At 65.7% G+C, this 13,186-nt stretch carries 9 protein-coding genes and 1 tRNA gene; 6 read left to right on the plus strand and 4 right to left on the minus strand.

Translation table 11 applies throughout. The annotated features are described in order from the left end of the window. Positions 1-22: 22 nt before the first annotated feature. Both NWF24_RS01275 and NWF24_RS01280 read left to right on the plus strand, forming a co-directional pair. Positions 23-1,045, plus strand: a complete 1,023-nt coding sequence (locus NWF24_RS01275) for a YheT family hydrolase (protein ID WP_258355406.1) — start codon at positions 23-25, stop codon at positions 1,043-1,045. Positions 1,046-1,049: 4 nt separating this feature from the next. Continuing rightward, positions 1,050-1,613 (plus strand): DUF2946 family protein, encoded by a 564-nt coding sequence (locus NWF24_RS01280; protein ID WP_258352658.1) that lies wholly within the window; start codon positions 1,050-1,052, stop codon positions 1,611-1,613. A gap of 47 nt (positions 1,614-1,660) precedes the next feature. Here the strand turns inward: NWF24_RS01280 and NWF24_RS01285 are convergent, their stop codons facing one another. The 4 genes from NWF24_RS01285 to NWF24_RS01300 form a co-directional block, all read right to left on the minus strand. Continuing rightward, entirely contained in the window at positions 1,661-2,272 is a 612-nt protein-coding gene (locus tag NWF24_RS01285; RefSeq protein ID WP_258352659.1) for a c-type cytochrome, read from the minus strand. A gap of 116 nt (positions 2,273-2,388) precedes the next feature. Continuing rightward, entirely contained in the window at positions 2,389-3,810 is a 1,422-nt protein-coding gene (locus tag NWF24_RS01290) for an efflux transporter outer membrane subunit (protein ID WP_258352660.1), read from the minus strand. Beyond that, the gene (locus NWF24_RS01295) at positions 3,803-6,964 is read right to left on the minus strand and encodes an efflux RND transporter permease subunit (RefSeq protein WP_093079004.1); all 3,162 of its coding nucleotides are present in this window, start codon (positions 6,962-6,964) and stop codon (positions 3,803-3,805) included. Before NWF24_RS01295 ends, NWF24_RS01290 begins: the two co-directional genes overlap by 8 nt. A gap of 18 nt (positions 6,965-6,982) precedes the next feature. Continuing rightward, on the minus strand, positions 6,983-8,266 hold the full coding sequence (locus NWF24_RS01300) for an efflux RND transporter periplasmic adaptor subunit (RefSeq protein ID WP_258352661.1): 1,284 nt from the start codon (positions 8,264-8,266) through the stop codon (positions 6,983-6,985). A 177-nt stretch (positions 8,267-8,443) separates the two neighbouring features. Here NWF24_RS01300 and NWF24_RS01305 point away from each other — a divergent pair, with 177 nt between their 5' ends. The 4 genes from NWF24_RS01305 (at position 8,444) to NWF24_RS01320 (ending at position 13,178) form a co-directional block, all read left to right on the plus strand. Further along, positions 8,444-9,115 carry a TetR family transcriptional regulator gene (locus NWF24_RS01305; RefSeq protein ID WP_258352662.1) on the plus strand — a complete coding sequence of 224 codons (672 nt, stop codon included), beginning with the start codon at positions 8,444-8,446 and terminating at the stop codon, positions 9,113-9,115. Positions 9,116-9,158: 43 nt separating this feature from the next. Then, positions 9,159-9,233: transfer RNA gene (locus NWF24_RS01310), tRNA-Arg, on the plus strand. Positions 9,234-9,300: 67 nt separating this feature from the next. After that, complete coding sequence (locus tag NWF24_RS01315) at positions 9,301-10,161, plus strand: inositol monophosphatase family protein (protein WP_258352663.1); 861 nt, start codon at positions 9,301-9,303, stop codon at positions 10,159-10,161. A gap of 239 nt (positions 10,162-10,400) precedes the next feature. Beyond that, a complete protein-coding gene (locus tag NWF24_RS01320; RefSeq protein WP_258352664.1) occupies positions 10,401-13,178 on the plus strand; it encodes a type VI secretion system Vgr family protein in 2,778 nt (925 codons plus the stop codon). Positions 13,179-13,186: the final 8 nt, after the last annotated feature.

Genomic DNA, 13,186 nt, shown 5'->3' on the forward strand with positions numbered 1-13,186 from the left:
TTCTCCTGCCGCTCTCCAGTCGATGGACTACGCGGCGCCGCGCTGGCTGCCCGGCGGCAACCTGCAGACCATCTGGGCCGCGCTCTATGCCCGTCGCTTCGACGGGCCGGCCCCGGTCTACCGGCGCGAACGCTGGCCCACACCGGACGGAGACTTCATCGACGTCGACTTCGTGGATGCGCCAACGCCGGGCTCGAGGCCGCTGCTGGTGCTGTTCCACGGGCTCGAAGGCTCGTCGCGCAGTCATTACGCCGAAGCCTTCGCTGCCTTTGCAGCGTCTCGCGGCATGGCCTTCGCGGTGCCGCATTTCCGCGGCTGCAGCGGCGAACTGAACCTGGCGCCGCGCGCCTACCACTCGGGCGACTTCGAGGAGATTGGCTGGATCCTGACGCGCATGCGCGACCAGCATGTGCAAAAGGGCGGCGGGCCGGTGCTGGCGGCGGGCGTGTCGCTGGGAGGCAATGCGCTGATGCGATGGGCCTCGGAGGCGGGCGAGACCGCTTCGGGCGTGGTGGGCGCCGTGGCCTCGGTCTGCGCGCCGCTCGACCTTGCGGCAGGCGGCGAAGCCATTGGCCAGGGCTTCAACAAGCTGGTCTACACGCGCATGTTCCTCGCGACCATGAAGCCCAAGGCGCTGGCCAAGCTGGCGCAGTTTCCGGGCCTGTTCGACCGGGAGCGGCTGATGTCGTCGCGCAACCTCTACGACTTCGACAACGTCTTCACCGCCCCGCTGCACGGCTTTCGCGATGTCGACGACTACTGGTCGCGGGGTTCGGCCAAGCCGCACCTGGCCTCGATCCGCGTGCCTGCGCTGGTGGTGAATGCGCGCAACGATCCCTTCATTCCGGCTCGCAGCCTGCCGAAGCCCGGCGAGGTGGGGGCGCACGTCACGCTGTGGCAGCCCGCGCACGGCGGGCATGTGGGCTTTCCGATGGGGCCGCCGCCGGGGCACGTGCGCGGCATGCCGGAACTGGTGGGCGGCTGGCTGCAGCTGCATGGCGGCGCTTCCACTGACGGTGGGGGCTTGCCACCAGGACGAGAATGACGCCATGGACGACATCGTCAAACAAGCGCTCGCGAAATGGCCCAACGTGCCGCACTGCTACGGCTGGCTCGGCCTCGATGCGCGCGGCAACTGGTACATGCGTGACGACCGTACCCAGGCGCAGGGCCCGTTTCGTAAAGCCAAGGGCTCGATGCTCAGGCACGACAAGCTGATCGACTTCATCCATCGCAACTACGAGCACGACGACGAAGGGCAGTGGTTCTTCCAGAACGGGCCGCAGCGTGTGTATGTGGAACTTGCGGCTTCGCCGCTGGTATGGCGGGTCGCCGAAGACGAGGGTGGTGGTTTCACCGTCACAGCTCACACAGGCAAGGCGACCGAGGTGTCGGGCTGCCTGCTCGACGAGGAAGGCCGGCTCTATCTGATTTCGCCTCTTGGGCTAGGGCTGGTGCACACGCAGGACGTGGGCATCGCTGCGGAGGCCGTCGAACGCGGCCTGTGGATACCGGAGGCGGTGCAGGCCAGCGAACTGCCCGGTCGCTTCGGACACGTGCTGAGCCCGGCCGAGCGCCACGCTGCCACACCAGCCCCTGCCGCACACCCATGAAAAAAGCCGGCGCTGGGCCGGCTTTCTTTCGTGACTAGGGAAAACGCTTACTTGGCAGCAGCGCTGGCCGCAGGGGCCGCACCCGAGGCACCTTCAGCAGGTGCAGCAGCGGCCGGACGGTCCGGCACCGGGAACTTGGCGCCGCCGGCATTGGCCATGTAGACCACTGCACGACCCACTTCGAGGTCTTCGAAGTCGCCGCCGCCCTGCGGGGGCATGGCGCCCTTGCCCTTCAGGGCATGCTCGAGGAGGGTTGCGTAGCCTTGGCCGATGCGGGGGCCCCAAGCGGCTGCGTCCTGGAAGTGCGGGGCGCCGGGAATGCCGGGTGCTCCGTGGCAGGCGACGCACTGGGCCTTGAACACGACCTCGCCTGCAGCGAGCGGGCGGTTGGCGTCGCGGATCTCGATGGCGCCGACCTTCTTGAGGCGTTCGGCCACTTCGCGGTCGCGCGCTTCCTTGGTCACACCGTAGAGCGACATGCTGTCGCCCTCCGCGATGCCGGCGGGCTTGGTGCCCGAGACCACGTAGGAGACAAGACCCACGATGATCAGGATCGGGGCTATGAAGGAGAAAAATACCGCGAGCAGCAGTTGCTTCGGGTTCTTGATCGGCCCGGTGTGGGCTTCTTCTGTGGCCTGGTAATGCGGGTCTGCGCTCATTGGCGTCCTCAATTATCGGGGGCTCGTCGGGGGGCTTGTCCTAACCAACCGGCGATTATAGAGAGGCCCCTTGCCCGAACGGACAAGGGACCACCCTTATCGGACGCCTTGGCGTCTCAGCCCTTGTCGCGTGTGGCCCAGCCGCCACCCAGCGTCCGGTACAGCGTGACCTGGTTCTGCAGCTGCAGCAGGCGCGTGGTCACTGCAGATTGCTGCGCCGTGAACAGCGAGCGCTGTGCGTCGAGCAGGTCGAGCGCGCTGGCGATGCCGTTGCGATAGCGCAGGTCGGAGAGCTTGAAGCGCACCGCCTCCGCATCGGCCTGCGCACGCTGTGCGCGCACCTGCTCGCCCAGCGTGGCGCGGCCCGCGAGTGCATCGGCCACTTCGCGGAACGCGGTCTGGATCGACTTCTCGTACTGCGCCACCGCGATCTCGCGCCCGGCCTTGGCCGAGTCGAGCGTGGCGATGTTGCTGCCCGCGTCGAAGATCGGTAGCGTCACTGTCGGTGCGAAGGACCAGGCCTTCGAGCCGCGATCGAACAGGCCCGAGAACTCGCTGCTCGCGGTGCCGATGGAACTCGTCAGAGACACACGCGGGAAGAAGTTCGCGCGGGCCGCGCCGATGTTGGCGTTGGCCGCAATCAGCTGCTGCTCGGCCGAGCGGATGTCGGGCCGTTCGGCCAGCAGGTCGGAAGGCAGGCCGGCCGGCACGTCGGGCATCGGCTTGATGCCGTCCAGGCCCTTGATGCCGCCCGCCGTGGCGTCGGCCGGCACCGGCGCGCCCAGCAGCAGGGCGAGGGCGTTTTCGTCCTGCGCGCGCGTGCGCTGCTGCTGTGCATAGGAGGCGCGCGCCGTTTCCAGCAGCGAGTTGGCGGCCTGGAAGTCGAGCTCCGACGACACGCCGTTGTCGAAGCGCATCTTCGTGAGGCGCACCGACTCTTCGCGCGTGACCATCGTCTGGCGCGTGATCTCGAGCAGCTCGTCGTCGGCCAGCAGCGTGAGCCAGCCGTTGGCGACCGACGCGATCAGGCTGATCTGCACTGCCTTGCGCGTTTCGTCGGTGGCGAGGTACTGCGCCAGCGCCTGGTCCTTCAGCGCGCGGATGCGGCCGAAGAAGTCCAGCTCCCAGGCGTTGAAGCCCAGGTTGACGCTGTACGACGACGACACGCTGCCCACGCTGGAGTCGAAGGCCTGGTAGGGGTTTGGGCTCGAGCGCGAGCCCGAACCAGTGAGGCCCACAGCCGGGAACAGCGCCGAGCGCTGGATCTGGAACTGCGCGCGTGCCTGCTCGATGTTGAGCACCGATACCCGCAGGTCGCGGTTGTTCACGAGCGCGGTCTGGATCAGGCCCGCGAGCCGCGCGTCGGTGAAGAAGTCCTGCCAGGGCAGGTTGGCTGCGGCCTGGCCGGGCGGCTGCGTCGGGTCGCCCGGGTAGGTGGTGGGCACCGGCGCGGCGGGGCGCTCGTAGGTCGGAATCAGCGAGCAGCCGGCCAGCAGCATCGCGGCGGCCATGGCTGTGGGAATCAGTTTCTTAGTCATGTTTTTCCTCCGCGATGCCGGCGGCTTCGGCGTGTCGCTTGTCGGCTTCATGCTGGCGCGCACTGCCCTTGAACAGCGTACGCACCACCACGAAGAACACCGGCACGAAGATCACGGCCAGTGCAGTGCCCGTCACCATGCCGCCGAGCACGCCGGTGCCGATGGCGCGCTGGCTGGCGGAGCCGGCGCCCGAGGCGATCGCGAGCGGCACCACCCCGAGGCCGAAGGCCAGCGAGGTCATGATGATCGGGCGGAACCGCAGGTGGGCAGCCGCCAGCGCCGATTCGATGACGCCCTTGCCCTGCGCCTGCAGGTCCTTGGCGAACTCGATGATCAGAATCGCGTTCTTCGCGGACAGGCCGATGATGGTGATCAGCCCCACCTGGAAGTACACGTCGTTCGAATAGGCGCGCAGCATCGTCGCCACCAGCACGCCCAGCACGCCGAGCGGCACCACCAGAATCACCGACAGCGGGATCGACCAGCTTTCGTACAGCGCAGCCAGGCAGAGGAACACCGCCAGGATCGCGAAGCCGTACAGCACGATGGCCTGCGAGCCCGCGAGCTTTTCTTCACGCGACTGGCCGGTCCACTCGAAGCCGAAGCCTTGCGGCAGCTGCGCGGCGAGCTTTTCCATCTCGGCCATCGCGGCGCCCGTGCTGTAGCCGGCGGCGGCGTCGCCGCTGATGCGGATCGCCGGGTAGCCGTTGTAGCGCACCGTCTGCGTGGCACCCGTGACCCACTTGGTGGTCGCGAAGGCCGACAGCGGCACCGGCTGGCCCTGCGTGTTGCTGGCGTTCAGCTTGAGCAGGTCGTCGGGCTGCATCCGCGCCGGGGCGTCGGCTTGCACCACCACGCGCTGCAGGCGGCCGCGGTTCGGGAAGTCGTTGATGTAGCTCGAACCCAGGCCGGTCGACAGCGTCGCGTTGATCGCGTCGAAGCTCACGCCCAGCGCATTCGCCTTGTCGCGGTCGATGTCGATCTGCAACTGCGGCGCGTCTTCCAGGCCGTCGGGGCGAACCTGCGCCAGGACCTTGCTCTGCGAGGCCATGCCCAGCAGCTGGTTGCGCGCGTTGATCAGCGCCTCGTGGCCCGCGCCCGAGCGGTCCTGCAGACGGAAGCTGAAGCCGCTGGCGTTGCCCAGTTCAGGAATGGGCGGCGGGCTCAGCGGGTAGATGAAGGCGTCGCGGATGCCCGACAGCGCACCGAAGGCACGGCCGGCGAGCGCGCTGGCCGAGTGGGCCGGGTCCTTGCGTTCGTCCCAGTCCTTCAGCGTCACGAAGGCGAGGCCCGCGTTCTGGCCCTGGCCCGAGAAGCTGAAGCCCATCACGCCCACCATGCTCTGCACTTCCGGCTGCTTCAGGATGAAACCCTCGACCTGCTGCATGACCGATAGCGCGCGCTCCTGTGTCGCACCAGGCGGCAACTGCACGTTCACGATGATGTTGCCCTGGTCTTCCTGCGGCAGGAACGAGCTCGGCAGGCGGGTGTAGGTGAACACCACCGCGCCGATGATGGCGAGGTAGATCACGAGGTAGCGGGCAGCGCGGCGCAGGATGCGAGCGACCACGCTCTCATAGCCCTTGGCCGTGCGCGCGAAGCCGCGATTGAACCAGCCGAAGAAGCCGGTCTTCTCGTGATGGTGGCCGGCTTCCACCGGCTTGAGCAGCGTGGCGCAAAGTGCCGGCGTGAGCGACAGCGCCATGAATGCCGAGAAGGCGATCGAAGCCACCATCACCGCCGAGAACTGGCGGTAGATGTTGCCGGTCGAACCCGCGAAGAACGCGAGCGGAACGAACACCGAGATCAGCACCACCGTCACGCCGATGATGGCGCCGGAGATCTGCTTCATGGCCTTGCGCGTGGCTTCGAGAGGCGGCAGCCCCTCCTCGCTCATGATGCGCTCGACGTTCTCCACCACCACGATGGCGTCGTCCACCACGATACCGATCACCAGCACCATGCCGAACATGGTCAGCACGTTGATCGAGAAGCCCAGCGCCAGCAGCGAGGCGAACGTGCCCAGCAGCGCGATCGGCACCACGATGGTCGGGATGATCGTGTAGCGCCAGTTCTGCAGGAACAGGAACATCACCACGAACACCAGCGCCACGGCTTCCAGCAGCGTCTTGACCACTTCGGTGATCGAGATCTGCACGAAGCGCGAGCTGTCGTACGGAATGTTCCACTTCACGCCCTGCGGGAAGTAGCGCTCGAGTTCGGCCATCTTCGCGCGAACCGCCTTGGCCGATTGCAGCGCGTTGCCGTTGGGCGTGGGCTGGACGCCGATACCGACCGCGGGCACGCCGTTCAGGCGGGCCGAGGTGGCATACGACTGGCCGCCGAGTTCGACGCGCGCCACGTCCTTCAGCCGCACGGTCGAGCCATCGGTGTTGGCGCGCAGCACGATGTTCTTGAACTGCTCAACGTTGACGAGCTGGCCGTTCACGGTCACCGTGGCCGCGATGGCCTGGCCGGGAATGTTGGGCAGGTCGCCGAGCGTGCCCGAGGACACCTGGGCGTTCTGTGCGCGGATGGCGTTGTTGACGTCGGTCGCCGACAGGTTGAAGCCCTGCAGCTTGGCCGGATCGATCCACACGCGCATCGCGTTCTCGGAGCCGAACAGCTGGGCCTGGCCCACGCCGACCACGCGCTGCAACTCGGGCACGACGTTGCGCGCGGTGTAGTCGCCGAGCGCCACCGGGTCGATGTTCGGATTGTCCGAGGACAGCATCACGAACATCAGGAAGTTGTTGCGCGACTTGTCCACGCGCACGCCCTGCTGCGTCACGGCAGCCGGCAGGCGCGGCGTCGCGCGCGACAGCCGGTTCTGCACGTCCACCTGTGCGAGGTCGTCGTTGGTGCCGGCCTCGAAGCTGATCGTGATGGAGCCAGTGCCGTCGGCCTGGGCCACCGATTCCATGTAGATCAGGCCTGGCGAGCCGTTCATTTCACGCTCGATGACGGACAGCACGCTGTCCTCGAGCGTCTGGGCCGAGGCGCCGGGGTAGGCGACGTTGATGACGATGGCGGGAGGCGCCACCGGCGGGTACTGCGAGATCGGCAGCTGGGTGATTGACACGCCGCCCACCACCAGGATGAACAGTGCGATCACCCAGGCGAAGATCGGTCGGTCGATAAAAAATTTGGCCATTTGCGGGCGCGCTCCTGATTACTTCTTCTCGGCCGCGGCCTTGTCGGCCGGGGCAGGCGCCGCCGGTGCGGACCCCGCTGCGGCCGGCGTGGCCGCGGCGTTCGGATTCGGCTTGGTCCAGGGGACCGCCTTCACCGGCGTGCCGGGCGGCATCATCTGCAGCTTCTGGAAGCCGTCGACCATCACCTGCTCGCCGGCCTTCAGGCCATCGAGCACCACCCACTGGTTGTCCTTGGCGGCGCTGATCTTCACGGTGCGCTTGCTGATCTTGCCGTCCTTGTCGACCACCGACACGGTGTCACCCTGCTGGGTGCGCGTGACGGCCTGCTGCGGCAGCGTGATCGCGTTGGTGGCCTGCGCCTGTTCGAGCTTCACGCGAACGTACAGGCCGGGCAGCAGCTCGCCCTTGGGGTTGGGCACTTCGGCGCGCAGCGTGACCTGGCCGGTGGTGGAGTCGACCGTGAGGTCCGAGAACAGCAGCTTGCCTTCCAGCGGGTAGTCGGTGCCGTCCTCCAGCACCACGCGGATGGTTGCGGCTTCTTCGCCGCTCGCGCGCTTGTACTGCCCGGCGGCCACTGCGCGGCGCAGCTTCATCGCGTCGGAAGCCGACTGCGTGAAGTTCACGTACAGCGGGTTGACCTGTTGCACCACGGCGAGCTCGGTGGCGTCGCCCTGGCCCACCAGTGCGCCTTCGGTGACGAGGGCGCGGCCGATGCGGCCCGCGATGGGCGAGGTCACGTCGGCATAGCCCTGGTTGATCTTGGCGGTTTGCAGCGCCGCACGGCCCGAGGCCACATCGGCTTCGGCCTGCTTGGCGGAGGCCACGGCGGTCGCGTATTCCTGCTTGCTGACCGCATTGGCCTCGACCAGCGGCTTGTAGCGGTCGGCCAGGGCCTTGGCCTGCACTGCGTTGGCTTCGGCTCGGGCCAGCGTGGCCTGGGCGTTCTGCGTGGCGGCCACCAGCGGGGCGGGGTCGATGCGGAACAGCAACTGGCCGGCCTTCACGTCGCTGCCTTCGCGGAATTCGCGCTTCAGCAGGATGCCCGAGGCACGGGCGCGGACCTGGGCGACGCGCGAGGCCTCGAGGCGGCCGGGCAGCTCGGTGACGAGGCCGACATCGGTCGGCGCAGCCACCACCACGCCCACCTCGGGTGCCGGGGGATGGCCACCACCGCCGGCGCCGCCCGGACCGGCGGGCGCATCGCTCTTGCCACAGCCCGCAAGGACCAGCAGGACGACGGCGGCCACGGTCGCGAGACGCGGCGAAAAGGACGAATGACGCGAAACATGCAGGAGAGGCATGCGATTCCTTTGAAGCGAAGACGGGAGATGGCGCGTTCGCGGAACAAACCGGAAACCTGTGTAGCCAGGTGGGCCATCGAGGAAACCGGCGAGTTTACATACATTCATGGATGTATAGTGACAACCGCGAATGGCCCCACGATACATAGAGGGCGTTGTCTTTACAAATCAGGAGACTTGGTGGCACGTCGGACGAAAGAAGAAGCATTGGCCACGCGGCATCGGTTGCTCGATGCCGCGGAGCTGCTGTTTCAGGCGCAGGGCGTATCGCAGACCACGCTGCAGCAGATCGCGCAGCAGGCCGGCGCGACGCGCGGCGCCATCTATTGGCATTTCAAGGACAAGGCCGACCTCTTCAACGCGATGATGGAGCGGGTCATCCTGCCGCTGGAAGCCGCGCCGAAGCCCGCCACCGCAGGCGTCACCGACGACCCCCTGGCCGAGATCGAGGAGGGCATGATCCACGCGCTCACCCTCATGGCCACCGACCCCCAGGTGCGCCGCGTATTCGATGTGGCGACCCACAAGGTCGAATACACCCACGACATGGCCTCGGTGCAGCAGCGCCACCTCGACGCCCGCAACGCCTGCGTGGGCGATTTCGAGAAGGCCCTGCGCCTGGCCGCGCGCCGCGGCCATATCAAGCTGCCGCTGCCGGGCAACGCGGCGGCGCAAGGGTTGCACGCACTCATCAGCGGGCTCATCCAGAACTGGCTGCTCGACCCCGGGGCCTTCGACCTGGTGCAGACTGGAAGGCGCACTTTCCGGGTCTATCTGGCGGGGCTTGGGTTCGCCCGGCCGCTGCCGGGCACCGCTGTTGCGGCTGAAGCCGAAACGGTCGCCGCCTGATAGGCGATAATGCGTGGCTCCGGTGCATGCCGGACCCCAATTCCTCGCTGTATTTCAACGGATAGAATTCGGCCCTCCGAAGGCTGAGATCCAGGTTCGATTCCTGGCGGCGGGACCAGATACAAGGCCGGAAGCTTTCAGAAGCTTCCGGCCTTTTTCATTTTTCCTCGGAGAAATGCCTCTGCATGAAAACATTCACTCGCCATGACGCGGTGATCGTGGGGAAGATCCTGGCCGAAGTCGCGCGCGCCGAGATCATGCCGCGCTTCAATGGCTCGATGGCCAGCAGCACGAGAGAAAAGTCCTCCACCTTCGACGTGGTCACGGATGCAGACGAGGCTGCGGAACGCGAGATTGCGCAGCGGCTGCTTCAGCTCTATCCGGGCGCGCTCGTCATTGGCGAGGAGGCGGCTGGTCGCGACCCCGGCGTGCTGTCGCGGATCGCAACGGCCGAGCTCGCGTTCATCATCGACCCCATCGACGGAACGAAGAACTTCTCTTCCGGCGTTCCTCTCTTTGGCGTCATGCTCGCGGCCACGGTGCGAGGCGAGGTCGTCTTGGGCATCATCCATGACCCTGTCTGCGACGACACGTCATTCGCAGTGCGCGGGGGCGGTGCCTGGCGGCAAGGGGCCGACCTGATCGACAAGGAGATGAAGGTCGCTCTCCCTGTGCCGGTCAACCAGATGCACGTAGTGGCCGGCACGAACTTTCTTCCGGAGCCGATGCGCTCGACGGTGATCCGAAATTTGCCGAAGGTCGCCATGAACTTCTGGATGCGCTGTGCTGCGCATGAATACAGGATGGCGGCCGCGGGCCATTGCCACGCGCTGTTCTACAACAAGCTGATGCCCTGGGACCACGCTGCGGGCTGGCTCATTCATAAAGAGGCAGGCGGCTACAGCGCTCATTTCGACGGGTCGCCGTACAGGCCGGACCATCTCACTGGCGGGTTGATCTGCGCGCCTGATCAGCGCTCTTGGGGTTTGTTGAGAGACGTTCTTTTCTCGGATTCGCCTGAAGGTGATCCGACAGTCAACCAGTAGTAAACATTCGGAACCAATGTTCTTGCCGAGGCACGCAAGCCACTTTTGGCGCGTGTATTCGTTCACGGATTCGCAGGCACTTCTCGCTGCTGCCTGCTGGAAAGCCCCAGGCACTTACATACTCTGACAAAGCTTACCGCCGTTAGAGCGGAGCGATTTCAGGGAGGATCCATGTCCATCTTCGATGGCACGCGCTGGCATGTTCGCCCGGCGTGCGTCTTTGCGTCTTCGGCGGTGCAATGACACGCCGCGTCACTATTCAAACGCCGCTGGGAGCGGCGCTGCAATTCCATCGGCTTGCCGGTCGTGAGGCGCTGAGCCAGCTCTACGATTTCGAAATCGACCTGCTGGGCAGCAGCAACGGCATCGATCCGAAATTGCTGCTCGGAAAGCCCGCCACCGTGGCGGTGCAAACCGAAAGCGGCGGCACGCGCTACCTGGGGGGTATCGCCGCAGCATTCGGGTTCCAGCAGGAAGACGCCCGGCATTCTTTCTACCGGCTTCAGCTGCGGCCTTGGCTGTGGCTCGCGACCAGGCGCAGCGATTTCCGCGTATTCCAGTCAAGGAGCGTTCCCGAAATCGTGATGGAAGTGCTGGAGCGCTACGGCTTTTCCACCGAGCAGAAGCTCAGCCGCAGCTACCGCACGTGGGACTACTGCACTCAATACGACGAGACCGATTTCGCCTTCATCTCGCGCCTGTGCGAGCACGAAGGCATCTACTACTACTTCAGGCACGAGGCCTCGCAACAGGTGCTCGTGTTCGCTGACGACATCGCCACATCGCACGATCCGCTGCCCGGTGGCGAGACCGTGCGCTTCCATCCTCTGGAGAAGGCGGGCATGACTGGCGGAGGCCCGAAGCCGAACGAGCGCATCTATGAATGGAAGACCGGCGAAGAAGTCCGCTCCGGCTTTCACTTCACCAATGAATACGATCCCCTCAAACCCAGGGCGGACCTATCGAGTCAACTGCAAACGCACTCGGGTCATGCGTTCGACGACTTCGAGCTGTACGCATGGCCCGGTGGCTACAAGCAGCACGACGACGGCGAGGCCTACGCGCGCATCCGAACCGAAGAGCAGTTGAGCGCACGCTGCGTTGCGAGTGGGCGCTCCAACCGGCGTGAACTCGCACCGGGCCACACCTTCGAACTCGCCAGCCACCCAAGGGACGACCAGAACCAGAAGTACCTTCTGACCAGCGTCGAATACGAGCTGCAAGAAAACCTCCAGGCCAGCGAAGGTGCCAATGCCGGCGAAGGCTCCGTCCAGCGCTTTGCGTTCGAAGCGCAGCCCGTCAGCTACGCATGGCGGCCGGTGCGCACCACGCCAAAGCCTCGCACGCGTGGTCCGCAGACGGCCATCGTGGTCGGCCCGAAGAATGAGGAAATATGGGCCGACCAGTACGGCCGCGTCAAAGTCCAGTTCTATTGGGATCGCCTCGGCCAGCGCAACGAGGACTCCAGCTGCTGGGTGCGTGTGTCCACCTCTTGGGCCGGCGACACCTTCGGTACAGCGGCCTTGCCACGTATCGGCCATGAAGTCATCGTCGATTTTCTGAGCGGCGATCCGGACTACCCCATCGTCACCGGACGCGTGTTCAACGCCGAGAACATGCCGGCGTGGCGTTTGCCCGAACAGACGAATCTCTCAGGCATTCGCAGCCGCGAACTGAGTGCAAACGATGGTTCGGGCAGTACGGGCGGAGCACGCGGCAATCATCTGGCGCTGGACGACCACCATGGAAAGATCCAGGCGCAACTCAAGAGCGACCACCTCAGCAGCAGCCTGAGCCTTGGCCACATCGGTCGCATCGATGACACGGCAGGCCGCAAGGACGACCGGGGCGAGGGCGCCGAACTGCGTACCGACGGTCATGCCGCGGTGCGTGCCGCCAGGGGCCTGTTGCTTTCCACCGAGACACGACCCAATGCGCAGGCGCACATCACCGACCTGGGGGAGACCGTGGCGCGCCTGACGGCCGCACGCGATCTGCACGAACGCCAGAGCCAAACTGCCCAAGAGGCCAAAGCGCACGAAGCGGGCGACCAGGATGCGGTCACGAAAGTTCTCAAGGAGCAGAACGACGCCATCAAGGGCAAGGGCGGCAAGGATGGTGGCTCGCAGCAAGGCACGTTTCCGGAACTCAGCGAGCCTCACCTCGTGCTCGCCAGCGCGGCCGGCATCCAGAGCACCGCAGCGGGCGCAACCCACATCGCCAGCATTACGCACAACGCGTTGAGCAGCGGGGGACATACCAGCGTCAGCGCGGGCAAGAGCTTTCTGGTCAGCGTGAAGGAGGCCGCGCGCCTCTTCGCCTACAGGGCCATCCGCCTGACCGCCGCTACTGCCGGCATAGACATCGTCGCCTTGCAGAACAGCATCAATCTGCTGGCCAAGCTCGACATCAAGCTGGAGGCCAACAAGATCAGCATCACCGCCAAGGAAGAGATCCTGATCAACGGAGGCAGCAGCTTCACCAAGTGGAGCGCCTCGGGGATCGTGCATGGAACCAAGGGCCTTTGGCGCGAGCACGCGGGCATCCACAGCTACGCGGGGCCGATGGACATGGAAAAGCTCCTGCGAATGGAGGGTGTCGGCCACGACGACAAGTACAGCGTTCGCTTCGCACCCCTTGGCAGCGACGAAGTCTTCAAGCACATGGAAATGGCAGGGCTGCCCTACAAGATCCTGGACGAGCGAAAGCAGGTCAAGGCCGAGGGAGTCATTCCCGACGATGGGCGGCTACCGCGAATCAGCTTCGAGACGCCCGACGAAGCAATGCTGGTCGTGGGTGAAGAAGCCTGGGACTGGAGTCCTGTTCCGACGATTCGTGCGGCGCAGAGCAATACCGACGCTTTCGAGCCTGAAAACGGCGAAGACGACAGCGATGACTCGGACGACAGCGCGCCAGATATCGAAAACTCAAGATTCGCCAAATCAATGAGCGATCCCGGCCTCAATCATTTTCTATCTGAGTCCGCAGTGGGATCGCATTTGAAAGAGCGGGCGTAAGCGGTAAA

This window comes from Variovorax paradoxus (assembly GCF_024734665.1).
Taxonomy (GTDB): domain Bacteria; phylum Pseudomonadota; class Gammaproteobacteria; order Burkholderiales; family Burkholderiaceae_C; genus Variovorax.

Coding starts and splice junctions, on each gene's coding strand:
- NWF24_RS01315 (WP_258352663.1), top strand. CDS start 9,301: ATGAAAACATTCACTCGCCATGACGCGGTGATCGTGGGGAAGATCCTG.
- NWF24_RS01275 (WP_258355406.1), top strand. CDS start 23: ATGGACTACGCGGCGCCGCGCTGGCTGCCCGGCGGCAACCTGCAGACC.
- NWF24_RS01280 (WP_258352658.1), top strand. CDS start 1,050: ATGGACGACATCGTCAAACAAGCGCTCGCGAAATGGCCCAACGTGCCG.
- NWF24_RS01300 (WP_258352661.1), bottom strand. CDS start 8,266: ATGCCTCTCCTGCATGTTTCGCGTCATTCGTCCTTTTCGCCGCGTCTC.
- NWF24_RS01290 (WP_258352660.1), bottom strand. CDS start 3,810: ATGACTAAGAAACTGATTCCCACAGCCATGGCCGCCGCGATGCTGCTG.
- NWF24_RS01285 (WP_258352659.1), bottom strand. CDS start 2,272: ATGAGCGCAGACCCGCATTACCAGGCCACAGAAGAAGCCCACACCGGG.
- NWF24_RS01295 (WP_093079004.1), bottom strand. CDS start 6,964: ATGGCCAAATTTTTTATCGACCGACCGATCTTCGCCTGGGTGATCGCA.
- NWF24_RS01320 (WP_258352664.1), top strand. CDS start 10,401: ATGACACGCCGCGTCACTATTCAAACGCCGCTGGGAGCGGCGCTGCAA.